General features: G+C 66.5%; 23 protein-coding genes, 1 tRNA gene and 1 other RNA gene. 17 read left to right on the top strand and 8 right to left on the bottom strand.

Annotated elements, in window-relative coordinates:
* Nucleotides 1–33 precede the first annotated feature (33 nt).
* Nucleotides 34–798: a hypothetical protein gene (locus H8F26_RS09725; RefSeq protein ID WP_197153779.1), complete on the bottom strand. Its 765-nt coding sequence runs from the start codon at nt 796–798 to the stop codon at nt 34–36.
* A 154-nt stretch (nt 799–952) separates the two neighbouring features.
* Here H8F26_RS09725 and H8F26_RS09720 point away from each other — a divergent pair.
* Nucleotides 953–1,025, top strand: a tRNA-His gene (locus H8F26_RS09720).
* A 188-nt stretch (nt 1,026–1,213) separates the two neighbouring features.
* Here H8F26_RS09720 and H8F26_RS09715 read toward each other — a convergent pair.
* Both H8F26_RS09715 and H8F26_RS09710 read right to left on the bottom strand, forming a co-directional pair.
* Nucleotides 1,214–2,299: a DUF1611 domain-containing protein gene (locus H8F26_RS09715; RefSeq protein WP_231605121.1), complete on the bottom strand. Its 1,086-nt coding sequence runs from the start codon at nt 2,297–2,299 to the stop codon at nt 1,214–1,216.
* Entirely contained in the window at nt 2,293–3,399 is a 1,107-nt protein-coding gene (locus tag H8F26_RS09710; protein ID WP_197153778.1) for a dipeptide epimerase, read from the bottom strand. Before H8F26_RS09710 ends, H8F26_RS09715 begins: the two co-directional genes overlap by 7 nt.
* 165 nt (nt 3,400–3,564) lie before the next feature.
* Here H8F26_RS09710 and glsA point away from each other — a divergent pair, with 165 nt between their 5' ends.
* The 6 genes from glsA to ftsZ all read left to right on the top strand — a co-directional run bounded on the left by glsA (nt 3,565) and on the right by ftsZ (nt 10,586).
* Nucleotides 3,565–5,397 carry a glutaminase A gene (glsA, locus tag H8F26_RS09705; protein ID WP_197153777.1) on the top strand — a complete coding sequence of 611 codons (1,833 nt, stop codon included), beginning with the start codon at nt 3,565–3,567 and terminating at the stop codon, nt 5,395–5,397.
* 163 nt (nt 5,398–5,560) lie between these two features.
* A complete protein-coding gene (gene miaB, locus H8F26_RS09700) occupies nt 5,561–6,865 on the top strand; it encodes a tRNA (N6-isopentenyl adenosine(37)-C2)-methylthiotransferase MiaB (protein WP_231598266.1) in 1,305 nt (434 codons plus the stop codon).
* 39 nt (nt 6,866–6,904) lie between these two features.
* Nucleotides 6,905–8,002, top strand: coding sequence for a D-alanine--D-alanine ligase family protein (locus H8F26_RS09695; protein ID WP_197153775.1), 1,098 nt, complete (start codon nt 6,905–6,907; stop codon nt 8,000–8,002).
* Nucleotides 7,999–8,409 (top strand): hypothetical protein, encoded by a 411-nt coding sequence (locus H8F26_RS09690; protein ID WP_197153774.1) that lies wholly within the window; start codon nt 7,999–8,001, stop codon nt 8,407–8,409. Before H8F26_RS09695 ends, H8F26_RS09690 begins: the two co-directional genes overlap by 4 nt.
* Nucleotides 8,406–9,257, top strand: a complete 852-nt coding sequence (locus tag H8F26_RS09685) for a cell division protein FtsQ/DivIB (protein WP_197153773.1) — start codon at nt 8,406–8,408, stop codon at nt 9,255–9,257. Before H8F26_RS09690 ends, H8F26_RS09685 begins: the two co-directional genes overlap by 4 nt.
* A gap of 231 nt (nt 9,258–9,488) precedes the next feature.
* Nucleotides 9,489–10,586, top strand: a complete 1,098-nt coding sequence (gene ftsZ, locus H8F26_RS09680) for a cell division protein FtsZ (RefSeq protein ID WP_231605119.1) — start codon at nt 9,489–9,491, stop codon at nt 10,584–10,586.
* Nucleotides 10,587–10,883: 297 nt separating this feature from the next.
* Here the strand turns inward: ftsZ and ffs are convergent.
* An RNA gene (gene ffs / locus H8F26_RS09675) (signal recognition particle sRNA small type) lies at nt 10,884–10,980 on the bottom strand.
* 46 nt (nt 10,981–11,026) lie between these two features.
* Here ffs and panB point away from each other — a divergent pair.
* Nucleotides 11,027–11,857: a 3-methyl-2-oxobutanoate hydroxymethyltransferase gene (gene panB, locus H8F26_RS09670; protein WP_197159099.1), complete on the top strand. Its 831-nt coding sequence runs from the start codon at nt 11,027–11,029 to the stop codon at nt 11,855–11,857.
* On the opposite strand, the gene H8F26_RS09665 is transcribed toward panB, so the two are convergent.
* Complete coding sequence (locus H8F26_RS09665) at nt 11,751–13,067, bottom strand: coproporphyrinogen-III oxidase family protein (protein ID WP_197153771.1); 1,317 nt, start codon at nt 13,065–13,067, stop codon at nt 11,751–11,753. The two genes, panB and H8F26_RS09665, sit on opposite strands and share 107 nt — an antisense overlap.
* Nucleotides 13,068–13,145: 78 nt before the next feature.
* Between H8F26_RS09665 and H8F26_RS09660 the strand changes: the two genes are divergently transcribed.
* From H8F26_RS09660 to cbiB, 7 genes are all read left to right on the top strand, one after another.
* Nucleotides 13,146–14,282, top strand: a complete 1,137-nt coding sequence (locus tag H8F26_RS09660) for a PIN/TRAM domain-containing protein (protein WP_197153770.1) — start codon at nt 13,146–13,148, stop codon at nt 14,280–14,282.
* 30 nt (nt 14,283–14,312) lie between these two features.
* Entirely contained in the window at nt 14,313–14,993 is a 681-nt protein-coding gene (locus H8F26_RS09655) for an ATP-dependent Clp protease proteolytic subunit (protein ID WP_197153769.1), read from the top strand.
* 71 nt (nt 14,994–15,064) lie between these two features.
* A complete protein-coding gene (locus H8F26_RS09650; protein ID WP_197153768.1) occupies nt 15,065–15,667 on the top strand; it encodes an ATP-dependent Clp protease proteolytic subunit in 603 nt (200 codons plus the stop codon).
* A 3-nt stretch (nt 15,668–15,670) separates the two neighbouring features.
* On the top strand, nt 15,671–16,723 hold the full coding sequence (locus H8F26_RS09645; RefSeq protein ID WP_197153767.1) for a phytanoyl-CoA dioxygenase family protein: 1,053 nt from the start codon (nt 15,671–15,673) through the stop codon (nt 16,721–16,723).
* Nucleotides 16,724–16,787: 64 nt separating this feature from the next.
* Nucleotides 16,788–17,783 carry a ketol-acid reductoisomerase gene (gene ilvC, locus H8F26_RS09640; RefSeq protein ID WP_197153766.1) on the top strand — a complete coding sequence of 332 codons (996 nt, stop codon included), beginning with the start codon at nt 16,788–16,790 and terminating at the stop codon, nt 17,781–17,783.
* A 70-nt stretch (nt 17,784–17,853) separates the two neighbouring features.
* Complete coding sequence (locus H8F26_RS09635; protein ID WP_197153765.1) at nt 17,854–18,939, top strand: hypothetical protein; 1,086 nt, start codon at nt 17,854–17,856, stop codon at nt 18,937–18,939.
* Between the two features lie 3 nt (nt 18,940–18,942).
* The gene (gene cbiB / locus H8F26_RS09630; RefSeq protein WP_231605117.1) at nt 18,943–20,031 is read left to right on the top strand and encodes an adenosylcobinamide-phosphate synthase CbiB; all 1,089 of its coding nucleotides are present in this window, start codon (nt 18,943–18,945) and stop codon (nt 20,029–20,031) included.
* On the opposite strand, the gene H8F26_RS09625 is transcribed toward cbiB, so the two are convergent.
* Entirely contained in the window at nt 20,025–20,723 is a 699-nt protein-coding gene (locus H8F26_RS09625) for a sugar transferase (RefSeq protein WP_370594701.1), read from the bottom strand. The two genes, cbiB and H8F26_RS09625, sit on opposite strands and share 7 nt — an antisense overlap.
* 177 nt (nt 20,724–20,900) lie before the next feature.
* Entirely contained in the window at nt 20,901–22,115 is a 1,215-nt protein-coding gene (locus H8F26_RS09620; RefSeq protein ID WP_197153764.1) for a glycosyltransferase, read from the bottom strand.
* Nucleotides 22,116–22,224: 109 nt separating this feature from the next.
* Here H8F26_RS09620 and H8F26_RS09615 point away from each other — a divergent pair, with 109 nt between their 5' ends.
* A complete protein-coding gene (locus H8F26_RS09615; RefSeq protein ID WP_197153763.1) occupies nt 22,225–22,467 on the top strand; it encodes a hypothetical protein in 243 nt (80 codons plus the stop codon).
* On the opposite strand, the gene H8F26_RS09610 is transcribed toward H8F26_RS09615, so the two are convergent.
* Nucleotides 22,428–22,790: a YciI family protein gene (locus tag H8F26_RS09610; RefSeq protein WP_197153762.1), complete on the bottom strand. Its 363-nt coding sequence runs from the start codon at nt 22,788–22,790 to the stop codon at nt 22,428–22,430. The two genes, H8F26_RS09615 and H8F26_RS09610, sit on opposite strands and share 40 nt — an antisense overlap.
* Nucleotides 22,791–24,381: 1,591 nt before the next feature.
* Between H8F26_RS09610 and H8F26_RS09605 the strand changes: the two genes are divergently transcribed.
* Nucleotides 24,382–24,969, top strand: coding sequence for a tyrosine-type recombinase/integrase (locus H8F26_RS09605; protein WP_197153761.1), 588 nt, complete (start codon nt 24,382–24,384; stop codon nt 24,967–24,969).
* The last annotated feature ends 27 nt before the right edge of the window (nt 24,970–24,996 follow it).

The raw sequence follows: 24,996 nt of genomic DNA, 5'->3' as shown, positions 1-24,996 counted from the left end.
AGGTGATGACGTCGGTGCACAGGTTCGCAAAGTTCAGCTCTGGGGAGGGACCGGCGCTGCGGCTCCGGCTGGAACCGGTGGTGCATCGGCCTTGAGAAAGTCCTGAGCTCGGCACTGGCTGTAGCGGGAAACGGCCTGCTCCTGGAGCGCATCGCCTTTCAGGAGAGCGGGATTGCGGCGGCGCAGCTCGGCCAGCTGTTGCTGCTGCTGGGCTTCCAGCACCATCCGCCGCGCCCGGTGGCGAGCCTCCCAGCGTCGCCGCCGCTGCGACTCCGCCTCCCTCCAGGCCGCGAGAGCCGCCTCGTAACGCTCCCGATCGAGTTCCTGGTCTTCAGGCCGATAGCGAGCCTCAAGCTCCTCATCAGGGGGCTGTGGTCGTGGTGCGGGGGTGTAAGCCTCCAGGCGCTGATCGGCGAGGGTCTGCCGGGTGCGGCGCAGCTCCGTCACCAAGGCGAGCATGGGCTGGCGCTGCTGACGGCAGCGGGCCAGATCGGCCTGCAGCCGTTGCTGAGCCTGCTCCCGTCGCCGCCGTTCCTGGGCTGCCTCTGAGGCCAGGCGCTTGTCCACACCGGGCAGGCAGCGCAGCTCGCGCCAGGGCCCCAGCAGGGGAGGTCCCGAAGCAGCGGCCAGGTTGCGGCAACGCTGCCGGCCAGCCTCACTCACCCCAACCCCTGCCAGGGCACAGCTGCTCAGCAGCAGGGACAGGGCCAGCAAGGGCGTGACCAGGCGGAAGGGTCTCGCGACCAGACCGTCTCCGGCAGGGGGTGGGTCAGGGGAGGGGAAGCGACCGGCAGCCACGCGGTCTAAACCTGCATTGGATCGGCATGGACGCTAGAGCCCGAGCCGGGCGATGGGTTGACTCGTCCCAGGGCACCCTGCCGGCACGCCATCCCGGCAGGGTGGTCATGCGCTGTGGTGCAGCCTGTGCTGATGTAAGTTCTGCCTACCCACGGCGGGCGTCGCCAAGTGGTTAAGGCAGCGGCTTGTGGCGCCGCTATTCGGGGGTTCGAGTCCCCTCGCTCGCCCTCTTTCAGACCGGTGGCTTGTCCACCGGTTTTTTGCTCTGAAGCGTGATCGAGTCGCAAGCGCTGCAGGGGTGCCTTGTCGTTTCGCTTTCCGTCTCCGGCTTCGGTGGACCAGGCGATTCCTGTGCCATGGAGCGTGTCTGAGACGCATCGTGCATGGGCCGGTTGGACCAGCCCCGAAGTCCTGATCAGGAAGCCTCTGTCTCCTGATGCTGGCCCCCCAGGGCATCCAGGAGCCGATCGGCACCCGGCCAATCCCGCACCGGATCAGCGCAGACCAGCCCGGTCTCCTGCTCCACGGCCACCATGGCCGCAGCGGCCTGATCGGCGGTGAGATGGGCGGTGTTCAGAGCAATCGCCGCCACCCGAGGCGGGGGTGTGAGCCCCGGACGTCCCAGGGCAGCCACCGCTTCCAGGGTGGCGATCAGCTCGGCCAGCGCGGGCAGGGCAATGCTGGGGTGGCGCTGGATCGTGGTCTGGCCGGCCCGATGCACCAGCAGCAAGGCCGTGGGCTGGCTGCCACGCAGCAGGGGCAGGGTGGCGGTGGAGCCGGGGTGGCAGAGGGATCCCTGCCCTTCCACAACAAGCAGTCCCTGGCTGTTCAGGCCATCCGCCGCTGTCAGCACGGCCTGCTCCACCGCCCCGGCGGCGTAGTCCACCCGCACCGCATCAAGGGGAATGCCACGGCCGCTGATCAGGATGCCGGCCTGACCGGTGCCCACGAACCGGGCCGGCAGACTCCTCCTACCTGCGGCGGCGACCAGCTCCAGGCAGGCACTCATCTTCCCGACCGCCATGTCACTGCCCACCGCCAGCACCCGCCGGCAGGGCAGGGTCGCCGCCCGGGCCGACCCCACCACCAGGCCGGGTGGCTCCTGCCGCAGATCCCAGATCCACTGGCCGGGCTGCAGCCGCGCCGCCAGCTCCGGATCGTCGCCGAGGCGAGTGTGCAGGCCACTGGCCACGCACAGGCCCGCCTCCAGGGCCGCGGCCACATCCCCCCAGAGTGCCGGCGGCAACTTGCCGCCGGCGGGGGCCAGACCCACCACCGCCACGCGAGGTCCGAGCGGCAACGCCTCACGGAGGCTGGCCAGAACCGGCAGATCCCGGGGGATTCCTGTCAGCTCCTGAACGCGGCGACCGGCGTTCTCCGGGTCAATCACCGCCACGATCGGCCCATGGCGGTAGCGCAGCATCGCCAGGCCGGTCTTGCCGCCCTGATCCGTGAGCCCGCCGTGCTGCAGCAGCACGATCGGTGCGTCGTCCGTCAGCACGGCAGGTCCCCTAGCGAGGTTTCGGCAAGCCCTCCGTCCACCCCAATCCCCGGGCGATCGGACGGCCGCAGCTGGTCTCCCTCAAGCTCTGGCCCCAGGAAGGGATCGTCGACAAGGTTGAGGTGGCTGTCCAGATCGGGCCAGCGCACCAGTGGCAGCAGCTGGGACGCGGCGCCGTTGAGCAGGGCCGCATCGGAATAGCAGCCGAGCATCACCCCCAGTCCAAGCCGCTCGGCTGTGCGGGCCATCAGCAGGGCCTCGCTCAGACCACCACTCTTGAGCAGCTTGATGTTGATGCCGTCCACGTAGGGGGCCAGCCGCAGCAGATCCTCCACATTCCAGCAGCTCTCATCGGCCACCAGCGCCATCGGACAGTCGAGCTCCAGGGCGGCGAAGCCAGCCGTGTCCGCCTCCGGATCGCTGAGCGGCCCCAGGGGCTGCTCCACCAGCACCACGCCCTGGTGCTCCAGCCAGGGCAGCAGCGACCGGGCCGTTTCGAGGCCCCAGCCACCGTTGGCATCCACCTGCAGCTCACAGGGCTGCCCCGTGACCTGGCGGCGGCGCTCCAGGGCCACTGCCACCGCCTCCACCAGCTGCCGGTCGTGATCCGGCCCATCGGGGCTGCCGAGCTTGAGCTTGATGCGGCTGGCCGGCATCGCCTCCCACCAGCGCTCCAGCCGTGCCAGCACCGCCGCCACCGTTCCTAGGCCAAGGGTCACGCTGGTGGGCTCGCCGGCCTGGCGGTCCAGACCCCAGAGGCGCCAGAGGGGCTGGCCCAGCCGCTGCCCCCACCAATCCCAAAGGGCCAGGTCGACGGCGCAGCGCGCCGGCGGTGAGAGGTCTGCCAGCAGGGGCTGCAAGGCCTGCATCGGCTGGGGGGCCAGAGGCTCGATCCGGGGCAGGAACGCCGCGAGTTCTACCGCCAGTGTCTCGGTCTCGAAACAGCGGTGGCCGGTGTCGAACCCGCCGGTCTCCCCACGACCGATCACGCCCTCATGTTCGATCTCCAGCAGGAGGTGCTGCACCGCCGCCGTAGTGCCGCGGCTGATCGCCAGCGGCACCGCCTTGGTGAGGGTGAAGCGGAGTAACAGGCAGCGCATGCCAGCCAACAGCCCGTCAGGACAGTCAGATTGGAGTCACGCTGACACAATCACCGACGAGGCACCACATCGGTAACAGGAAGCACAGATTCGCGGGCCGAGGTGGCCTCAGATCACGGCAATCCAGACCCCTGCGATCCGCACCTTTGCGGCCCTGTTCACTCCATGCCCCATAGCGATGCGACCGCCTCGGCTATTCAGCAAATCCTGGAGGAGGTACACGCCCGCTTCCTGAACCTGCGTGACGGCGCTCCAGCTGACTACATCCCGGAGCTGGCCAAGGCTGATCCCGATGACTTCGGCATCGTGATCGCCACCACCGATGGCCGGGTCTACGAGGTGGGACAGACCCGCAAACTGTTCACGATCCAGTCGATCTCGAAGCCGTTCGCCTACGGCCTGGCCCTGAAATTGCTCTCGGCCGATCACATGCAGACGAAGGTGGGCGTTGAGCCCTCCGGCGACGCCTTCAACGCCATCAGCCTCCATCCGGTCAGCGGAATTCCCCGCAACCCGATGATCAATGCCGGCGCCATTGCCACCACGGCCCAGATCTGGGCCCACGATCCGGAGCGGGCCGAATCGATGCTGCTCGATTTTCTTTCGGACATGGCCGGCCATCGCCTGGAGGTGGATGAGGCGGTATTCCGTTCCGAGCGGGACACGGGGCACCGCAACCGGGCCATCGGCCATCTGCTGCGCAACTTCGATGTGATCAATGCCTCGCCGGAGCCCGGCCTGCAGCTCTATTTCCGCCAGTGCGCGGTGAAGGTCACCTGCCAGGACCTGGCGGTGATGGCGGCCACCCTGGCCTGCCAGGGCCGCAACCCACGCACCGGTGTGGTCACCCTGGATCCGGCGATCACCACCAATGTGCTGGCGGTGATGGGCAGCTGCGGCATGTACGACTACACCGGCCAGTGGCTCTACAACGTGGGCATGCCGGCCAAAAGTGGTGTGGGCGGCGGTGTGATGGCGGTGGTGCCCGGACGGGTGGGCCTGGCCGTCTACTCGCCGCCCCTCGATTCCTTCGGCAACTCCAGCCGCGGCATCGCCGTGTGTGAGGAGCTCTCCCATCGGCTGGAACTCCATCTGTTCGACCAACCCGCCCGCAGCGGCACCACGATCCGCTCCTCGGCCACCGGCAAGAACCGCTACTCGCGCCGATGGCGGAGCGCCGCCGAATTCGGCCATCTCGATCGTCATGGGGAGCGCATCCGGGTGCTGCAGGTGCAGGGGGTGCTCGATTTCGCCGCGGTGGAGGAACTGTTGTCTCACCTGGAGGCCAGTGTCATCTCCGAGTCGTTTGTGGTGATGGATCTGGCCCAGGTGGTGGGCCTGCCGTCGATCAGCGCCGGCCTGGTGCTGAACCAACTGGAGCTGCTGGCCCAGCGCGGCATCCGCTGCCTGCTCTGCCGGGGCGAGCATCTCGAGGGTTTCTGGCCAGGGGAGTCAGACACCCTTCCCCCCGACTGGTTCACGAGCCTCGACACGGCCCTGGAAACAGCGGAAAACCTGCTCCTTGAGAAGCTGCGGCTGGAAGACGCGCCAAACGCCCTGGAGTCCAACACGATCCACCTGCTCGAGGTTTTGCCGGAGGCCAGTCGGGCGGTCCTGGAACCATTGCTGGAACGGCGATCCTTCACCAAGGGTGAGGTGGTGTTCCGCCGTGGTGATGCCGGCCAGGAGCTGTTCCTGATCGAGGCGGGTTGCTTCAGTGCCGGTGAAGAACTCCAACCCGGTAAACGCATCCGTTTTGCCACATTCAGCACCGGCGTGAGTGTGGGGGAGATTGCCTTTCTCAATGGCACACCCCGCACCGCGGACATGGTGGCCGAGGAAGATGGCAGCTGCCTGGTGCTCCAGCGCGAGGCCTTTGACCGGTTGCATGAGGAGCGGCCGGATTTGGTGATCGAGATCCTGCTGGCCCTGCACGGGGATCTAGCCCTGAAGCTCCAGCGTGCCAACCAGCAGCTCTCGCTGCTGGAGCAGCGCTGAGCCTTCCAGAGCCCCACGGCGGTTGATGTCCGAAACTGGCGTCATGCAGGCCCCCTCCCGCCCCCAACACCCCGTCCCCGCAGAGCCGCTCTCTGCTCCTGTGCTCGACCCGGCAAAGCCACAGCAACGCGGCAGCTACTGGATCACCACCTTTGGCTGCCAGATGAACAAGGCGGATTCCGAGCGGATGGCAGGGATCCTCGAAGCGATGGGCTACGCCCCCGGCCGTGATGAACACACGGCCGATCTGGTGCTCTACAACACCTGCACGATTCGCGACAACGCCGAGCAGAAGGTCTACAGCTACCTGGGCCGTCAGGCCCAGCGCAAACGCGCCAACCCCCATCTCACCCTGGTGGTGGCGGGCTGCGTCGCCCAGCAGGAGGGGGAAGCGCTGCTGCGCCGGGTGCCGGAACTGGATCTGGTGATGGGTCCGCAGCACGCCAACCGGCTCGACACCCTGCTGAGCCAGGTGGAGAGCGGCCAGCAGGTGGTGGCCACCGGCGATCACCACATCCTGGAGGACATCACCACGGCCCGGCGGGACAGTGCGGTCTGCGCCTGGGTGAACGTGATCTATGGCTGCAACGAGCGCTGCACCTACTGCGTGGTGCCTTCGGTTCGGGGCGTTGAGCAGTCGCGCCGCCCCGAGGCGATCCGCCTGGAGATGGAAGGGCTGGCGGCGCGGGGTTACCGGGAAGTGACGCTGCTGGGCCAGAACATCGACGCCTATGGCCGCGATCTGCCCGGCATCACCCCCGAGGGGCGCCGTCAGCACACCCTCACGGATCTGCTCCGCTTCGTGCACGACGTGCGGGGCCTTGAGCGGATTCGCTTCGCCACCAGCCATCCCCGCTATTTCACCGACCGCCTGATCGACACCTGCGCCGACCTGGAGAAGGTGTGCGAACACTTCCACATCCCCTTTCAGAGCGGCGACAACGACGTCCTGCGGGCCATGGCCCGCGGCTACACGGTGGAGCGCTACCGGCGCATCCTCGACCGGATCCGGGAGCGCATGCCCGATGCCGCGATCAGCGCCGATGTGATCGTGGGTTTCCCCGGTGAGACCGATGCCCAGTACCGGCGCACCCTCGATCTGGTGGAGGAGGTGGGCTTCGATGCGGTCAACACCGCCGCCTATTCCCCCCGACCCAACACCCCCGCCGCCGCCTGGCCGGACCAGCTGAGCGAAGCAGTCAAGGTGGAGCGCCTGCAGGAGCTCAACGCCCTGGTCGAGACCCAGGCGAAACAGCGGAGTGCGCGCTACGCCGGCCGCTGCGAAGAGATCCTGGTGGAGGGCTCCAATCCCAGGGATCCGGCTCAGATGATGGGGCGCACCCGCACCAACCGGCTGACGTTCTTCCCGTCCAGCCGGCCTGATGGCAGCGTGATAGCTCCTGGTGATCTGGTCTCGGTGCGGATCGATCAGGTGCGTGCCTTTTCACTCAGCGGCGCCGTGCTCTGAAGCGATCGCTGATACCTTTGGCCCCTCTTCTCTGCCTCGATGGTCGTCGCGCCCACCCACCTCGGCCTGGTGTTCGGGGGGGCCTCCGGTGAGCACGCCGTGTCGATCCGCTCCGCCAACACCGTGGTGTCGGCTCTGCGCCGCGGTGCCAACGCCGAGCGCTATCGGCTCAGCTGCTTTTACATCGATCCCCAGGGCCGCTGGTGGCCGCCGGACGTGGCCGAAGCCGTGCTGGCCAAGGGAACACCTGCCGAACCCGGCGACCTGCCCCAGGCGCCCTCCCGCCCAGGCTTCCAGGGCTTTCCACCGGGTGCTCTGGAGGTGGAGGTGTGGATCCCCGTGTTGCATGGCCCGAATGGGGAGGACGGCACCATCCAGGGCCTGTTCACCCTGATGGGCGTTCCCTTCGTGGGCTCCGGCGTGCTGGGTTCCGCCGTGGGCATGGACAAACAGGCGATGAAGGCCGCCTTTGCCGCCGCCGCCCTGCCCCAGGTGCCCTACGCCTGCGTCGATGCCGCCGAACTCGCTGAGAACTCCGAGGCCCTCTGGACCCGCCTGGAGCAGCAGCTCGGCTATCCCTGCTTCGTCAAGCCCGCCAACATGGGCTCCTCGGTGGGAATCAGCAAGGCGGTCGACAGGCCAAGCCTGATCGAGGGCCTGCGCCAGGCCGCCGCCCTGGATCACCGGCTCGTGGTGGAGCAGGGCGTGGTGGCCAGGGAACTGGAATGTGCCGTGCTGGGGGGTGGAGCCAGGCCGTTGCAGGCATCGGTCGTGGGCGAGATCCGCTTTGATGCCGACTGGTACGACTACACCGCCAAATACAGCGAAGGTCTCAGCCACACTGTGATCCCAGCCGAGTTGGCACCCGAGGTGAGTGAGCGGATCCGCAACCTCGCCATCGCCGCCTGCCGCGCCGTTGGGGCCACAGGCCTGGCCCGGGTGGATTTTTTCTACGACGAGGCTGGTGCTGAGCTGCTGCTCAATGAGATCAACACCCTGCCGGGCTTCACCTCCCAGAGCATGTACCCGATGCTGTGGCAGGCCAGCGGCTTACCGCTTGAGGAGTTGTTGCATCAACTGGTGCAGGGCGCGAGAGAATGGGCTATGGCATCGGCAGCTGGAGACCCAACCCCATGACGCACGGCCTGCTCTGGCTTCCCCTGCTGCTGATCTTCATTCTCCTGCCGGCCCTGGGCTGGCTGGAGCGGCGTCGCCAGCACCTCTTCCGCACCTGGGCCGCCGGTTCGGAACTGGCCAAGCTGGATGGCTGTGGTGCCGCACGGCTCAAAGAGGGGGTGCTGAGCTGGAGCCGTTTTGAAGCCGGCACTCTCAAGCAGGCGGATGCCTTTCCGATCAAGCAGCTCGAACTGGTGGAGCTGCTGTCGCTCCATTCCGGTGAAGCGCCGCTCACCGATGAGAGCCATGGCAGTTGCCGGCTGCGGCTGGTGGGCGATGGCCGGCAGATGGATCTGCCCTTCTCCGATGCCGATCGGGCCCGCCGCTGGATGGATGAACTGATGGCGCGTTCCCGTTGCGACCTGTGAAAGCAGGCTCCCTGCAACCGGGGGTGGAACGGCGGCGTGAGCTGCGGCGCCAGCGTCGCCAGGAACGCCTCCGGAACACCTGGCGCCTGTTGGTGCTCAGCGGCCTCACCGCCGGCCTGGGCTACGTCCTGTTGCGCCAGGGCTGGACCCTCACCCGGCCTGATCAGGTGGAGGTACTGGGCAGCCGTCAGGTGAGCCGCGAGCAGGCCATCCAGGCCGCCGGCCTGCGCTTCCCACAGCCGTTGCTGACGGTCCATCCCCACGCCCTGATGGAGAGGCTTGCGGCGGCCCTGCCGGTGGAGAAGGTGCAGGTGAGTCGCCTGATGCTGCCGCCACGACTCCGCATCAACCTGGTGGATCGCCAGGCCGTCGCCCGTGCCGAACGCCGCACGCCCAAGGGCCTGGAGCAGGGTTACGTGGATCGTCTTGGGAACTGGATGAGTGCCCGCCAGAAGATCGGCGTCCCGTCGGCCGAGGTGATGGGCCTCAAGGTGGTGGGATGGAACGAACGCCATCGTGGCTCCCTGACGCAGCTGCTGGAGAATCGCCAGGCGATTGGGCCAGATCTGCGCCAGATCCGTTTCGAGCCGGATGGCTCCCTCTGGCTGGATACGGCCAGTCTTGGCCGCATCCGCCTGGGTCCGATGGACGGACAGTTGGAGCGCCGCCTGGCGGTGCTGCGCCACCTGAAAGAGGAGCTGCCGGCCCAGGTGAAGGGCCGACGGGTGCAATCGATTGATCTGAGCGATCCGAACCAACCGGAACTGGGCCTGCCGGCTCCAGCCCGTGGTGCGTCGGCCGCCAATGCTCCGGGGGCACCGGCGCCGGTACCGATCGGTGCCCAGTGAGAGGCCTACGGCGGTTTCCCGGGCTGGTTTTGGCCAGCACACCCACACAGGGCCTTGTCATTTCAGGGTTTCAACTGGAATCTATTCACCTCGATTCGGTGCTGGACGCCTTCCGCCGACATAATGCAGCCGCAGACCAACGGCACATGCCCTCCGATGCAGCATGACCAGGACCGACAGTTGCACCTGCCGGCCCATTCCGGCCATGCTGGACTACATGTCGACGCCGACTTGAGACAGACACTCGTGAGCAGCAACGGCATCGTCCCCAGTCAGTCCGCCCGCATTGAGGTGATCGGTGTGGGTGGAGGCGGAAGCAATGCCGTCAACCGCATGATTGCCTCCGACCTCCAAGGGGTCGGCTACCGGGTTCTCAATACCGACGCCCAGGCGCTGCTTCAATCTGCGGCTCAGCAACGGGTGCAGCTTGGCCAGAAACTCACCCGCGGCCTCGGAGCAGGCGGCAATCCTGTGATCGGCCAGAAGGCCGCCGAGGAGTCGCGCAATGAGCTGCTGGAGTCGCTTCAGGGTTCGGACCTGATCTTCATCGCCGCTGGCATGGGCGGCGGCACCGGCACCGGGGCGGCGCCGATCCTGGCCGAGGTGGCCAAGGAATGCGGAGCCCTCACGGTGGGCATCGTCACCAAACCCTTCAGTTTCGAGGGTCGCAAGCGCATGCGTCAGGCGGAGGAGGGCATCGCCCGCCTGGCCGAACATGTGGACACCCTGATCGTGATCCCCAACGACCGGCTGCGCGAAGCCATCGCCGGGGCTCCTCTGCAGGAGGCCTTCCGCGCCGCCGACGACGTGCTCCGGATGGGCGTCAAAGGCATCAGCGACATCATCACCCGCCCTGGCCTGGTCAACGTCGATTTCGCCGACGTGCGCTCGGTCATGTCCGAGGCCGGCACTGCTCTGCTGGGCATTGGTGTGGGGTCGGGTCGCTCCCGCGCCATCGAAGCCGCCCAGGCCGCCATGAGCAGCCCCCTGCTGGAGGCGGCCCGCATCGACGGAGCCCGCGGCTGTGTGATCAACATCAGTGGGGGTCGGGACATGACCCTCGAGGACATGACCACCGCCTCTGAGGTGATTTACGACGTGGTCGACCCTGATGCCAACATCATCGTCGGCGCCGTGGTGGACGAAGCCATGGAGGGCGAGATTCACGTGACCGTGATCGCCACAGGCTTCGACAGTGGCGGTCCCTACCGCGTGGAGCGCCCGGCGGTGACCCAGTTCACCCCTGCCGAGACTCTCAATGCCGACAGTTCAGACCAAGGCGCCAATATCCCCGCTTTCCTGCTCAAGCGCCAGACTCGCGCCGACTGAGTTCCTGCTGCCAGAAGGCGATCTGGGAAGAATTTTCACAACCTAGACATCCGCTTGAACCAGTGGTTGAGACGAGTTCTCTTCCAGTCCAGACAGCAGTTGTTCAACAGGCAGCTGTCAGGAACCTCCCTGGTTTCCTGGTTGCTACCGCTTGAGCGGAGCAATGTCTGAGAGGCCAGGTTCTGAGTGAAGGGATCATCACTCCGGCTGGAGGAGTCTCTCGCTCCAACAGTTGCCGGACTTCACTCTCCTGTTTCCCCTCCGATGACTTATCCGGAGGACTGTTGCAATCGAATGGGTGACCCGGAGTCCACGCCTGCTCTGAGCATCCCGTGTGGCTGCTCCCTTCCGGTCCTGACCAGATTTAGGCGTCAGGGCCGCGTGGGTCCGAGTCGAGGCAATGCTAGCAATGGGCCCTCCGCTGCCGTTCCGCCGTGCCCCTGCGCCCCGGTGATCTGCTGAGCCGCAAGCAAGCCGGCCTGCCGATCGCCATCCTCACCGCCTGGGATGCCCTCTCCGCGGCCCTGGTTGAGGAGGCGGGGGCCGATGCCGTGCTGGTCGGCGACTCCCTGGCCATGGTGGTGCTGGGGCATCCCACCACCCTGCCGGTGACGCTGGAGGAGATGCTGCACCACTGCCGGGCGGTGGGGCGGGGTCTGCGGCGGCCGCCGGCCCATCAGCCGCTGCTGATCTGCGATCTGCCATTTCTCAGCTATCAGTGCGGTCCCGATCAGGCGATGGCGGCGGCCGGCCGGGTGCTGAAGGACAGTCCGGCCGCCGCTGTGAAGCTGGAGGGGGCCGAACCGGAGACCCTGGCCGTGATGGACCGGTTGGTGCGTCATGGCATCCCGGTGATGGGGCATCTCGGGCTCACCCCCCAGGCCGTGCACCAGCTTGGCTATCGCCAGCAGGCAAACGATCCAGCCAGCCAGGAGCAGCTGAAGCGGCGTGCCAGGCAGCTGCAGGAGGTCGGCTGCTTTGCCCTGGTGCTGGAACATGTGCCATCGGCTCTGGCCACGGAACTCAGTCGGCAGCTGCTGCTGCCGGTGATCGGCATCGGCGCCGGCGATGGCTGTGATGGCCAGGTGCGGGTCACCGCCGATCTGCTTGGTCTGACCCACCGCCAGCCACCCTTCAGCCCGCCGCTGATCGATGGCCGCGGCCTCAGTGTGGAAGCTCTTCGGGGCTGGGTCGCGGGGCTGAACGCTTCGCCTGCCGCTCCTCCCACCCCTGATACCAGTCCAGCAGCTCCCGCAGCACCGCATTGCTGAGGGCAAGCCCCTTGGGATCGCTCAGGCGCCAGCGGGGGCCCTCGATCAGCAGCTGCCCGCCCTCCAGGAAGGACTGCAGTCGCTCTTGCAACGCGATCAGATCAGCTGCCGCCAGCCCATGGGAGCGGGCCAGTGCGGCCAGATTCACCCCCTCCCGCCGCCGTAACCCCACCAGCAGGCGCTCATCCAGCGGCATCCCCATGCTCTGGCTTGCCCCTGCGGCATCGGCGTTGTTCGGATCGGCTGCCGCGGCCAGCCAGGTGGCATAAGCCTCGCGGGTGCGAGGGCGGGCCAGCCGCGCGCCATCGGGAGCGCTGGTGGCCCCCATGCCAAAGCCCCACCAGCCGCCTCCGCTCCAGTAGACGCGGTTGTGGCGCGAGGCATGGCCAGGTCGGGCGTAGTTGGAGATCTCGTAATGGCCGTAGCCGGCAGCCTGAAGCCGCTCCCAGGTGAGCTCCATCAGATCCGCACCAAGATCCCCGTCCGGCAGATCCAGATTCCCCTGCTCCAGGCGACGGGCGAACACCGTGCCCGGCTCCACGATCAGGTCATAAATCGAGAGGTGGGGAGGCGCCTGGGCCACCGCCGCCTCCAACTGGGCCCGCCAGTGGCGTTGCACCGCCTCAGCGGCCCCAGCAGCGGTCTCTGAGGCCTCTGGGGCCGCCAGCATCAGGGGCAGACCCTGGATCAGATCCAGGCTCCAGCTGCGCAGGCTGCCGCGTCGTTGGGCGGCGGCCAGCCAGCCGCAGGCCTCCAGCAGATCAGAACGGCGGTGCCGCCGCCCCAGGCCCGCCAGCACGGTGTCGTCGAAGCTCTGGCCCCCCAGGCTGACCCGGTTGATGCCCGCCGACAAATAGCCCTCCAGCCGCGTCTGATCGAAACTGGCCGGATCGAGCTCCAGGCTGAGTTCGGCGCCTGCCGCCAGCCCATAGCGCCTCTGCAGCGACGCCAGCAGCCCCTCCACCTGCTCCGGCGTCAGCAGCGACGGTGTGCCGCCGCCCAGGTACACGGTGGAGAGGGATGGCCCCGGGGGCGACGCGGCGATCTCCGCCTCCAGCAGGGCCAGATAGGCGGGAATCGAGGGTGAGCGGCTGCCATCGGCCCGATCCCCCAGGGGTACCACCGGGAAGTCGCAGTAGAAGCAACGGCGATGGCAGAAGGGAATGTGCAGATAGGCACTGCGCGGTGGCCATGGCCATGGGGCCGTCATGGGCGGTTACCTGGCGCAGCCAAACAGGCGGGGATCCGGCATGCTGCCCGCACCTGCACATTGAGCCCCACCGGGCGGATGCTGGACACCCTCATCCTGATCCTGTTCCTGATCTCCGGCGCCGCCACCGGCTGGCTGGGCGTTGATCTGCTGCCCGAACCGCTGCTGCTGCAGGTCACCAACCTGGAAGGTCTGCGCTGGGTGATGGGGGGCTTCGGCGCCTTCTTCGGGCTGATCGCCGGTATCTTCTTCGGCCAGCTGCGCCGCCGCCTGATGGCCCAGGTGCGCAGCATGCCCACCGATCTGCTGGTCAGCCGGGCGGTGGGGCTCATCCTCGGTCTGCTGGTGGCCAACCTGTTATTGGCTCCGATTCTGCTGCTGCCCCTGCCGTGGGAAGTGGTGCTGGTGAAGCCATTGGCGGCAGTGCTCAGCAACGTGTTCTTCGGTGTGTCCGGCTACAACCTGGCCGAGGTGCATGGCCGCACCCTGTTGCGCCTGTTCAATCCGTCCAGCACCGAAGCGATGCTGGTGGCCGATGGCGTGTTGCAGCCCGCTACGGCCAAGATTCTCGACACCAGTGTGATCATTGACGGCCGCATCCGTGGCCTGCTGGATTCGGGGCTGCTGGAAGGCCAGGTGATCGTGGCCCAGGCCGTGATCGACGAGCTCCAGGCCCTGGCCGACTCCGGCAATGCCGAGAAGCGCGGCAAGGGGCGCCGCGGCCTCAAGCTGCTCACCGAACTGCGCACCGACTACGGCCGGCGGCTGGTGGTGAACAGCACCCGCTACGAGGGCGCCGGCGCCGACGACAAGCTGCTCGCCCTCACCGCAGACACCGGCGGCACTCTGTTGACCGCCGACTACAACCTGGCCCAGGTGGCCCAGGTGAAGCAGCTGCGGGTGCTCAACCTCAGCGAGCTGGTGATCGCCCTGCGTCCCGAGGTGCAGCCCGGCGACGGCCTGCAGCTGAAGATCGTGCGCGAGGGCAAGGAGGCGGCCCAGGGGGTGGGCTACCTGGAAGACGGCACCATGGTGGTGGTGGAAGACGCCAGCGGTCGCATCGGCGAACGCCTGCCGGTGGTGGTGACCGGGGCTCTCCAGACTCCCTCCGGTCGCATGGTCTTTGCCCGCTGCGAACCGCAGCCCTCTGGCGGCAAGACGGGCGGAAAGCCGACCCCCACAGCCCCTCGCGGCAGCCAGACCAACCCCCGCTAGGCTCCTGGCCAAGCCTCAGGTGCTCAGCGGATGTCGGTGTCGGCCCCCTACTACGGCGATTCAGCCGTCCTGCGCACGCCGCCGCCGGACCTGCCCAGCCTCCTGCTGAAGGAGCGGATCGTCTATCTCGGTCTGCCCCTGTTCAGCGACGACGATGCCAAGCGGCAGATGGGCATCGACGTGACTGAGCTGATCATTGCCCAGTTGCTCTACCTGGAGTTCGACAATCCGGAGAAGCCGATCTTCTTCTACATCAACTCCACCGGCACCAGCTGGTATTCGGGTGATGCCATCGGCTTCGAGACCGAGGCCTTCGCCATCGCCGACACGCTCCGCTATGTGAAGCCGCCGGTCCACACCATCTGCATCGGCCAGGCCATGGGCACGGCCGCCATGATCCTGTCGGCCGGCACGAAAGGCCACCGAGCCGCCCTGCGTCATGCCTCGATCGTGCTGCATCAGCCCCGCAGCGGCGCCCGTGGCCAGGCCACCGACATCCAGATCCGGGCCAAGGAAGTGCTGCACAACAAGCAGACCATGCTCGAGATGCTGGCCGCCAACACCGGCAAGAGCGTCGAGCAGCTCTCGCGCGACTCCGACCGCATGACTTACCTCACGGCCGAGGAAGCTGTGGAGTATGGCCTGATTGACCGGGTGCTCACCAGCCAGAAGGATCTGCCCGGCCCCGCCAAGGCGGCCGGCATCAGCTGAGCCGATCAGTTTCGTTCCAGTGCGGCCCCGGCCGCCATCCCCCAGTTCCCCTCCGCCACTCGCACGTCGTCATGCCCATCGGCACCCCCAGCGTTCCCTACCGCTTGCCCGGCAGCCAGTACGAGCGCTGGGTCGACATCTATACCCGCCTTGGGGTGGAGCGCATCCTGTTTCTTGGCTCCGAGGTGACCGATGCCGTGGCCAATGCCCTGGTGGCCCAGATGCTGTATCTGGATTCTGATGATAACTCCAAGCCGATTTATCTCTACATCAACTCTCCTGGTGGATCGGTGACCGCCGGCTTGGCGATCTTCGACACCATGCAGTATGTCAAGAGCGATGTGGTGACCATCTGTGTTGGCCTGGCGGCCAGCATGGGCGCTTTCCTGCTGGCCGCCGGCACGAAAGGCAAGCGGCTGGCGCTGCCCCACAGCCGGATCATGATTCACCAACCCCTCGGCGGCACCAGTCAGCGACAGGCCTCGGACATTGAGATCGAAGCCAAGGAGATCCTGCGCATGAAGGACATGCTGAACAACAGCATGGCTGAGATGACGGGCCAACCCTTTGAGAAGATCGAGAAGGACACCGATCGAGATTATTTCCTCAGCGCCGCTGAGGCCAAGGATTATGGACTGATTGATCGTGTGATTGCCCACCCGAGCGAGGCCTGAGCCGTGAAGGATGCAGCGGCATCCTCAGAACAGGAGCAGGGGGCGTCAGCTCATTCCACCAGGAATCTCCTGCCGGGGCTGCCGCTGGTCGATTCACCGTTGTTCCCCACTCTCCGATCCAAGGGTGCGTTTGGCCAATATCTCGCTGCAGCGGAATCCCTTCACAACAAAGGATATGCCATTGTAGATCTTGATGAAGCCACGATTGCAACCTTTGCGGAACCTATCTGCAGCTCCCTGAAGCCATGCTTCGATCTTGCTGCTTGGCGCCACTCGACGGATCACCATTCCCTTCGCATCCAGGATGCCTGGAAGAACGAAGCCAGCGTGAGGCATCTGGCGCTTCTTCCTGAAATCCTCGATCTTCTGGAGACTGTCTATGGGCGCAAACCCTTTGCCTTTCAGACCCTCAATTTTCCAGTCGGAACTCAGCAGCACTTTCACAGTGATGCGGTCCACTTTCACAGTGAGCCAGCCGGATTCATGTGTGGAGTCTGGATTGCCTTGGAAGACATCCACTCCGATTCAGGCCCCTTGGAGTACTTCCCATGCAGTCACCGGCTTCCCTACCTCCAGCTTCGCGATATCGGCAAGCAGGTGTCGGACGACCTCCCAGCCACTCAGGAGATTTTCCATGCTGTCTGGCAGGCCATGGTCCGCAGTGAAGGACTGCAGAAGCTGACCTTCACGCCTCGGCGGGGTCAGGCGTTGATCTGGGCGGCCAATCTGTTGCACGGGGGGGCGGCCGTCAGGGATCGGGGCCTAACGCGATGGAGCCAGGTCACCCATTACTTCTTCGAAAACTGTCTTCACTACACGCCTCTGCACAGCGACTGGCCATGGGGCTCAATCGCCTGGCGCAGGCCCCTGGATGCGGCGACCGGTGCGATCAGACCAGTCACCATCCCCGACTGGAAAGACGATGCTCTGATCGCACGGTTGGCCGACTTCACTCCTGAGAACTATCTGACGGTCAATCCTGATGTGAAGGCAGCGGGGGTGAATCCCTGGGTCCACCTGCTTCGGCATGGATTGCGAGAAAGACGGTCCTGGTGACGTCTGCTTGAAGGATCCCCTTGGGCGCAGCCGTACACTCGCCGTTTGCCCTGCCCGCCGCCGGATGGCCCAGCTCTTCTACGACTCCGATGCTGATCTCAGCCTGCTGAACGGCAAGACGGTGGCGATCATCGGCTATGGCTCCCAGGGCCATGCCCATGCCCTCAACCTCAAGGACAGCGGCGTCAACGTGGTGGTGGGCCTGTATGAGGGCAGTCGCTCGGCCGACAAGGCCAGGGCCGATGGCCTGGAGGTGCTGAGTGTGGCCGATGCGGCCGCCAAGGCCGACTGGATCATGGTGCTGCTGCCCGATGAGGCCCAGAAAGCGGTGTATGAGGCGGAGATCGCGCCGCACCTGAGCGCCGGCAAGGTGCTGAGCTTCGCCCATGGGTTCAATATCCGCTTCGAGCTGATCAAGCCCCCCGCCGATGTGGATGTGGTGATGATCGCCCCCAAGGGCCCTGGGCACACGGTGCGCTGGGAGTACCAGAACGGCATGGGCGTGCCTGCCCTGTTCGCCATCCACCAGGACGCCTCCGGCAATGCCCGCGGCCTGGCGATGGCCTACGCCAAGGGCATCGGTGGGACCCGTGCCGGCATTCTCGAGACCAATTTCAAGGAAGAGACCGAGACCGATCTGTTCGGTGAGCAGGCCGTGCTCTGCGGTGGCCTCAGTGAGCTGGTCAAGGCTGGCTTCGAGACCCTGGTGGAGGCCGGCTACCAGCCGGAGCTGGCCTACTTCGAGTGCCTGCACGAAGTGAAGCTGATCGTCGATCTGATGGTGAAGGGCGGCCTCACCGCCATGCGCGACTCGATCTCCAACACCGCCGAATACGGCGACTATGTGAGCGGTCCGCGCCTGATCACGGCCGACACCAAGGCCGAGATGAAGCGCATCCTGGCCGACATCCAGGACGGTACCTTCGCCCGCAACTTCGTGGCCGAATGCGAGGCCGGCAAGCCCGAGATGACCAAGGCCCGCAATCGCGACGCCGCCCATCCGATCGAGCAGGTGGGCAAGGGTCTGCGTTCGATGTTCAGCTGGCTCAAGGCCGCCTGATCCCGACCCGGCGCCTGTCACCATTCTGGGTCCGTGCCCTGCCGGCACGGACCGTTGTCGTGACCGCCCCATGCGCTCGCTCCGCCTCTCCCTGCTCTGGGGCAGCGCCCAGGCCGGCACCAGCCTCACCCTGGCCTCCACCGCCTGGATGGTGAGCGGCCTGACGCCGTCGCCGCTGCTCAACAGCCTGTTGCCGGCCCTCGGCACCCTGCCGGTGCTGTTGCCGCTGCGGCGCCGAGCCTCCGGCTATGGACTGCAGCTGGTCAGCGTGATGCTGCTGCTGGGCGTGAGTCTGGGCAAGCTCTCCGGCTGGCCGGCCACCGGGCTGCTGATGGCGTCCCTTCTGGCGGTTTTGCTGTTCGGCATCGGCGGAGAACTGAGCCAGCTGCCGTTGCAGCGGCGCCTGCTGCGCTCGCCAGGACTCTCGATCGAAGGCCTGCGGCAGGGCAGTGACCTCGGCTCCCTGGCGGGCAACCTGCTCACGGCCGTGTTGTTTCCGGCCGTGAGGCAGTTCGTGCCGGCTCTGTTGTTGCTGCTTCCCCTCGGGGCCACTGCTCTGATGCCGCGGGAGCAGGCTCCGGTTGGCTCGGCTGATGGCGCTGCGGAAGCGACTGCCGCGGCTGCGGCCCTGCCCTCGATGGCCCCGCTGCCCCTGGATCGCCACTGTGTGCTGCAGGGGCTGCTGTTCGGCAGCCTCTTCGCGCTGCTGCCCCTCTGGGTGCGGGCCGTGGGGGCAGGCAACTGCTTTGACTTCGCCATGGTGCTGGCGGCCTACGGCGTGGGCCGCAGCCTTCAGGGCCGCCTGCCGGTTCTGGCGACCTGGGCCCGCTATGGGCTGATGGCTGGCCTGCTGCTGCTGACCCAGGTTCAAGCCTTGCCGGGCTGGGGGGCGGTGCTGCTGTTCGTGCCCATCGGGGCTCTGGCTGCCGCCGCTGATGGAGCCTTGGTGGATCGCCTGGCCGTTCGGGGCGACGCTCCCCTGCGCTGGCAGACCTTGCAGCGCTCCGGCGCTGTGGGCGGCCTGGCCGGCAGCCTGGCGATGGGCCTGCTCACCCAGTCGCTGGGCCTGGGCCAAGCCATTCCGCTGCAGGTGCTCGCCTTTGTGGCGATGGCGCTGCTGCTGGGCCGGCCGCCACGGCCTGCGGTCTCCAGCTGAGCGATGGAGGCCTCTGTCCTGCCGCCGCTGCTGCGGCTGGTCCCCCTCGCCCCGATGCTCGCGGTTCTGGCGGGCGTGGCCCTGGATCGGCTGGTGGGTGATCCGCAGCGCTGGCTTCACCCGGTGCAGGTGATCGGCTGGGGCATCGGATGGTTCCGTCGGGTTGCTGAAGATTGGGCGGGCGATCGGCCCGGACGCTTGCGCCTGGCTGGCACCGGCCTCACCCTGCTGGTGGTCGGTCTGAGCGGCCTGGCTGGTTGGCAGGTCGAGCGGCTGACCCTTGTGCATCCGGTCGCGCTGCCGCTGCTGGTGATCGCCCTGGCCAGTGCTCTGGCCGGCCGCAGCCTGGAGCAGGCTGTCCAGGCCGTCGTCGCGGCTCTGCCGCCGTTCACGTCAGGGCGCTCGCCCGCTGATCTGGAGCTGGCCCGCCAGCGGCTGGCCTGGATCGTGGGCCGCGATGTGGATGGCCTGTGCCGCTCTGAGATCCTGCGGGCTGCCGCGGAAACCGCCAGCGAGAACGCGGTGGATGGTGTGTTCGCGCCCCTGTTCTGGATGCTGCTGGGTGCGCTGCTCTGGTGCGCCTGGCCTGATCGTGCTCTGGTCGTCCTGCCCGGCCCCCTCTGCCTGGCCTGGAGCTTCAAGGCGGCCAGCACCCTGGATTCGATGCTCGGTTACCGCCAGGGCCGTCTGCGTTGGCTCGGCACCGCCGGCGCCCGCCTCGATGATCTGCTCACCTGGCTGCCCTGCCGGCTGGTGGCCCTGAGCCTGCCGTTGGCGGCGGGTCGGCCAGGTTCAGCCCTGGTGAATTGTCGCCGGGCTCTGTTGCAGGGGAGGCCGGACCCGTCCCCCAATGCAGGCGTCTCTCAAGCCGCCTATGCCCTGGCAGCGGATGTGCACCTGGGGGGGCTGAACCATTACGGCGGCCTACCGAAGCTGAAGCCGGTGCTCCATGCCGCCGGAAGGCCCGCCGATGCACTGGCGGTGACCCGCATGCTTCAGCTCACCAGACGGCTCACGGGGCTGTGGTTGCTGTCGGCCCTCGCCATTGCCCTTGGCGGTTGCATTGACGTGACACCGTGGTCGACTCAGTAAGCGCCGCGGTCCGTGGGGTCGAGGATGACACTGAAGGTGCGCAGGATGATGCGCAGGTCCATCCAGAAACTCCGGTGCCGCGCGTAGGACACATCCAACTTGACCCGCTTGGCATAGGTGAGGTTGTTGCGGCCGGAGACCTGCCATAGGCCGGTCAGACCGGGCCGCACGGCCAACACTTCATCCATACGGTCGGCGTAGCGATCCAGCTCCTTTTCCACGATCGGCCGCGGACCCACCACGCTCATCTCACCGCGCAGCACATTCACGAACTGGGGCAACTCGTCGAGGCTGGAGCGACGCAGGAATTTGCCGAGGCGGGTGATGCGTGGATCCTTGCGCAGCTTGAAGTCGTTGCGGTATTCCTCCTCCAGATCGGGCGATTCCGCCAGCAGGGCGGAGAGCAACCTGTCGGCATCGCGCCGCATCGTGCGGAACTTGATGCAGCCAAAGCTGCGATAGCCCCGTCCCACCCGCTGCTGCACATAGAACACCGGCCCGCGGGAGGTGAGCCTGACCAGAAGGGCGAGCAGCAGGAACACCGGCGCACCCAGGCTGAGCACCGCCAGCGAAAACACGATGTCGCCGCTGCGCTTGATCACCCGCGAGCGCCTCGACTGCAGGCGAATCAGCTGATGGGCGGAGGGTCGCTTCACCAGTATGAGCGGGGAGGGCAGGGACAGCCGCCGCAGGGTTCCTGGCGGGGCCGTCCAGGCACCGACCAGGGAACCACCCCCAGAGAAAGCAGGGGAGGGTGCGGCGGAGATGGACGCGGACCCTGCGTTGGCAGGTCGGGAGGCAGGGGCAAGAAACGTAGCGGCAGACGGCAGCGAAGCCGCACGGCGGTGGCGGCAATCTAAAAATCGGAGTCAGGCCGCCCCATTCATCGGTGGCAGCTCCTCCAGAGGCACAGGGGCCCTGGCATGGGCGAGGCGGTGGCGATGGGCTAGCCACAGGGTCTCCAACCGCTCCTGCATGCGGCGACGGAAGCAGGCCGGGGAGAAACGCTGGGCCCAGTCGTGCTGGGCGTCAGCGGGAAACCGCCGCCAGAGCCGCTCCGTGTGGAAGTGATCCAGGGCCGCCGCCAGGCTCTCCACCGATTGATCAGGGAACAACAGCCCGGTGGGCTGGGCCGCGCCGCTCTCCAGACAACGCACACTATCCAGCAGACCGCCCTGCCCCAGCGCGATCACAGGGGCGCCGGCCGCCATTGCCTCCACCGGCGCGATCCCGAAATCCTCCAGCCCCGCATAGACGTAGGCACGGCACTGTTGCAACCAGGTGGTCACCTCATCGGCGGGGCGGTGGCCGAGAAACTGGACGTTGGGGCCTGCCATGGCTTCGAGTCGCCGTCGTTCGGGCCCATCGCCGATCACCACCAGCGGTAACCCGAGGCGATTGAAGGCTCCCACCACCAGATCGACCCGCTTGTAGGGCACCAACCTGCAGACGCTGAGATAGGTGTCGCTGCGAGGCTGGTCCCAGCGGAATCGAGCCACCTCGACCGGCGGATGCACCACCGTGGCGGTGCGTCGCCAGCAGCGCTGGATCCGGCGGGCAGTGAAGCGGGAATTGGCGATCAGATGGTCGACCCGGCTGCTGCTCACCACGTCCCACTGACGCAGGCGATGCAGCTGGCCGCGGATCAGCGGTCCGAGCGGACTGCGCGCCAGGGCGGAGCGCGCCAGATAGGCATGCATCTGATCCCAGGCGTATCGAACCGGCGTATGGACATAGCTCACATGCAGCTGATCGGGTCCGGTGATCACACCCTTGGCCACCAGATGGTTGCTGCTCAGCACCAGCGGGTAGCCGCCCAGGTCGAGCTGCTCGATCGCCAGGGGCAATAGGGGCAGGTACTGCTGCACATGGCTGACGCCCCACGGCAGCGTCTGGATGAAGGAGGTCTCAATCCGCCGGCCATGCAGCCAGCTCCCCGGTCGCTGACTCTCCCCATCCACCAGGGCAAAGAGCTGGGGATGGAGCAGGGCATCGAGCTGCTCGACCACGGCCTCCGCCCCCCCCACCGCCCGGGGTGTGAACCACTCGTGCACCAGCGCGATCGAGGTGGGCAGGGCTGTCATGGCGGGAAGGTTAGGCGGCCTTCATCACGAAAACTCTCAGCACCTTGCCCCCTCTGGGTCAGCTGTCGAAGCTGGGGCCACCACTTGGGAGTTCCCGCTACGGGTCACCATGCCCATCCGCGAACTGCTCGAAGACGCCCTGCAGGAACCTGCCATCGGCACGACTCCCTGCTTCAGCTGGCATGCAACCCCGGTCGGTATCGCTGCGCTCTGGTGTGCCGGTGAGGCTCCATCGGCTCCTCCGTTCGATGACGCCCTCAAGGAAGGTCTCCAGGTGGGGCTTGACCTGAGCCGGGAGGAACGTGAATTCCATCAACTCAGCTCAGGGCTGGTGCTGCTGTTCCACTCCTGAGGGGGACCAGCGAGCTCGCCTGCCACCACGCACCACTCGTGCACAACCCAGCGCACGCAGCCCTGGCGCACCAGCGGATCGCAGGAGACCAGCCGTTCGGCCTCGTCGCGATCGCTGGCCATGAACAACAACATCCCGCCAGCTCCACTGAGGCCCTGACGATCCCTCCAGTAGCCGCTGCTGGGGCGATGACCCGCAGCCTCCAGCTCAGCCAGCCAGCCCCGATGGGCCGGCACCGCCGCATCGAAGCGTGCCTTGTCCACGATGCCCTCCTCGAGCTTCACGAACCAGCGCTGTCTTGTCGCCCGCTCCACTGCGCCCATGCCGCTGGCCCCAAAATTAGGAAGCGCTGTCGTATCCAAGGGTGCTGTCGTGACCTGAGGCGCCAGATGCTGAGGTTTAGAGTCTCGTCACCGGGGCGTGGCGCAGCTTGGTAGCGCGGGTGCTTTGGGAGCACAGCGCGAGACAAGCAAAGACGCAGTGATCGCAATCGCTCTCGGGACACAGGGAAGGCATATGAGAGCTGGTGAGAGCTGATGACGTCAGTCCAGGGCGCCCTGTGAGCCCACTGACGACTTCCCGGAGATCGCTCTCCAACCCCAACGTCTCTATCCAAGCAGCTGCACCAAGCGGAGAAAAGTCACCCCCGAGAGCGCCAAATCGAAGCACCAGCAAAGTGACCCCTAGGAAAGAATGAATATCATTTTCAATGATTGCGGCGCCTGACGGGCAAGTGGCTATCCCGCATGGCTTAAGCGACGAAATCACTGCCCAAGCCTGGTCGGCCTGAGCCAGTCGTCCGAGGGCCGATTGACAGGCTCCTCAGCCCCACCCCACCCCTGAGGGAAGGGTCCGCTCTCGGGGGAATGCCCTGACCCCTCTGCTCGAGCCCCTGGTCGGCCCCAGGAGCACTTGGAACGGCCTTCAGATGGCCTGCACGGTCCTGCCCGGCGCCGTTGGGGCATGGGGGCCAGCCTGGGCCGGCTAGCCCGCAGTAGATCCGCCAGGCTCGCCTGTCCCCCGAGGGCGGAGCGACGGACCATGCACGGTGCGGACGATCAGCGGCTCGATCCCTCGCGCGGATCCGCCTCCCCTCCCTTCTCCACACCAGCAAGCGCGAGCGAGCGCGTGTGGCGATTTACGGCCTCGGGGGGGGGCAACCAAAAGCCATCCTCCTTATTGAGAATGGTTATCATTAGCCAATGCTGCTCGGCCTGGCCGGCTCCCCGCCGCTCTGCCCGTGGAAGAAATCGGAAATTCCAGGAAGATCAATGGCTAAATGCGGTCACGGAACGGTGTACCCCACTGTCTTGGCGGCAGCCATTTCCGACCTCGAGGGGATGGCTGCCGCTTGTGGCTACGAGCAACCTCGCTGGCTCACGATCACACCGTTTTGCGAGCTTGTAGGCGTACCGCGCCAAACGATGATTGGTCGCCTGTCTTCCTGGTACGCCCACTGCAACAGGGGTGGCTACAAGCCTTGGACCGATCCTCTGGTATGTCCGATTTACCGGCGTGGTTCACTTCCTGGTCTGCCGCGCCGAGGTCGCCCGCCTGGATGTTGGCTGCTTGATGCAACCAGAGAACGGGCGATTTGGATCCATCTGAGGAACTTCAGTCGATGGAGTGATCAGGAGCGAAGGCGTAAGTGTCTTCGCGACCTCGGGGGACTGCACCAGAAGCAGCTGTGACTTGTTTGTGTTGACGAGTAGGTGCTTGGCAGGGGTGACTTTGCCCCAGCCAAAGGCAACAGATTCGACCAGGGAAGGCTGAGAGCTCGGGATTCTCAATAGGGGCCATAGCTGAGAATCAAGAAGGGGGCGGCTGGCGTCTACTGGAAGCCGGGTGTCGAGATCGCTTGCGGGCCCTGGGAGGTTGTCGTATCTTACGAAAGGACAACCACCGAGAGCGGCGATGCCCAAGACATGCGGCTCCGGTCAGGCCCGAGTGCTCTCGCCGGAGCAGCTGGATCAGCTGATTGCGGCGGCGCCCAATCCCGAGCACCGAGCCCTGTGGAGCGTGATGCGATTCACGGGCAGTCGCACGACTGAGACGCTGAGACTGCACTGGGGCGCTATTCACAGCGACCGAATCGTCTTCGCAGCCGCCACCACCAAGACCCGCCGCACTCGCGAGCCTCTGATCGCACCGCGCCTGGGGGTGGAGCTGGACCAGTTCCGGCTTCACTGGGAGGAGCGCCACCGGCGCCCTGCCCGCAACGGGTCGCTGCTCTTCCTCAGTCCTGGGAGCGAGAACCAACCCATGACCCGCCAAGCGGCCGACAAGGCCCTGCGGCGGGCTGTGGCGGCCCTTGGACCGGACTTCCCGTCAGGGGTGTCTCTGCATAGCTTCCGCAGAAGCCTGGCCACGACGATGGCGCAGCGTGGCGCGAGCTTGAGAACCGTTCAGCGATTCACGGGGCACGCCAGTCTTGGTCAGCTTCAGAACTACATCGACGTGGCTGAGGCCGACGAAGAGGCGGCGCTGCGGCTTCTGGACTGAGTTCAGGAGTCTTGATTTGGAAGGGTT

Source organism: Synechococcus sp. CBW1006 (assembly GCF_015840525.1).
In the GTDB taxonomy this organism is placed as follows: Bacteria; Cyanobacteriota; Cyanobacteriia; order PCC-6307; family Cyanobiaceae; genus CBW1002.
This window is presented reverse-complemented; position numbering and strand designations above follow the sequence as displayed.

What these genes read in the sequence shown, in the direction of transcription:
- H8F26_RS09665 (WP_197153771.1), bottom strand. Translation starts at nt 13,067, where the DNA reads ATGACGGCCCCATGGCCATGGCCACCGCGCAGTGCCTATCTGCACATT.
- H8F26_RS09650 (WP_197153768.1), top strand. Translation starts at nt 15,065, where the DNA reads ATGCCCATCGGCACCCCCAGCGTTCCCTACCGCTTGCCCGGCAGCCAG.
- miaB (WP_231598266.1), top strand. Translation starts at nt 5,561, where the DNA reads ATGAACAAGGCGGATTCCGAGCGGATGGCAGGGATCCTCGAAGCGATG.
- H8F26_RS09655 (WP_197153769.1), top strand. Translation starts at nt 14,313, where the DNA reads ATGTCGGTGTCGGCCCCCTACTACGGCGATTCAGCCGTCCTGCGCACG.
- H8F26_RS09615 (WP_197153763.1), top strand. Translation starts at nt 22,225, where the DNA reads ATGCCCATCCGCGAACTGCTCGAAGACGCCCTGCAGGAACCTGCCATC.
- ilvC (WP_197153766.1), top strand. Translation starts at nt 16,788, where the DNA reads ATGGCCCAGCTCTTCTACGACTCCGATGCTGATCTCAGCCTGCTGAAC.
- H8F26_RS09605 (WP_197153761.1), top strand. Translation starts at nt 24,382, where the DNA reads ATGCCCAAGACATGCGGCTCCGGTCAGGCCCGAGTGCTCTCGCCGGAG.
- H8F26_RS09710 (WP_197153778.1), bottom strand. Translation starts at nt 3,399, where the DNA reads ATGCGCTGCCTGTTACTCCGCTTCACCCTCACCAAGGCGGTGCCGCTG.
- H8F26_RS09620 (WP_197153764.1), bottom strand. Translation starts at nt 22,115, where the DNA reads ATGACAGCCCTGCCCACCTCGATCGCGCTGGTGCACGAGTGGTTCACA.
- glsA (WP_197153777.1), top strand. Translation starts at nt 3,565, where the DNA reads ATGCCCCATAGCGATGCGACCGCCTCGGCTATTCAGCAAATCCTGGAG.
- H8F26_RS09635 (WP_197153765.1), top strand. Translation starts at nt 17,854, where the DNA reads ATGCGCTCGCTCCGCCTCTCCCTGCTCTGGGGCAGCGCCCAGGCCGGC.
- H8F26_RS09690 (WP_197153774.1), top strand. Translation starts at nt 7,999, where the DNA reads ATGACGCACGGCCTGCTCTGGCTTCCCCTGCTGCTGATCTTCATTCTC.
- H8F26_RS09660 (WP_197153770.1), top strand. Translation starts at nt 13,146, where the DNA reads ATGCTGGACACCCTCATCCTGATCCTGTTCCTGATCTCCGGCGCCGCC.
- H8F26_RS09695 (WP_197153775.1), top strand. Translation starts at nt 6,905, where the DNA reads ATGGTCGTCGCGCCCACCCACCTCGGCCTGGTGTTCGGGGGGGCCTCC.
- H8F26_RS09610 (WP_197153762.1), bottom strand. Translation starts at nt 22,790, where the DNA reads ATGGGCGCAGTGGAGCGGGCGACAAGACAGCGCTGGTTCGTGAAGCTC.
- cbiB (WP_231605117.1), top strand. Translation starts at nt 18,943, where the DNA reads ATGGAGGCCTCTGTCCTGCCGCCGCTGCTGCGGCTGGTCCCCCTCGCC.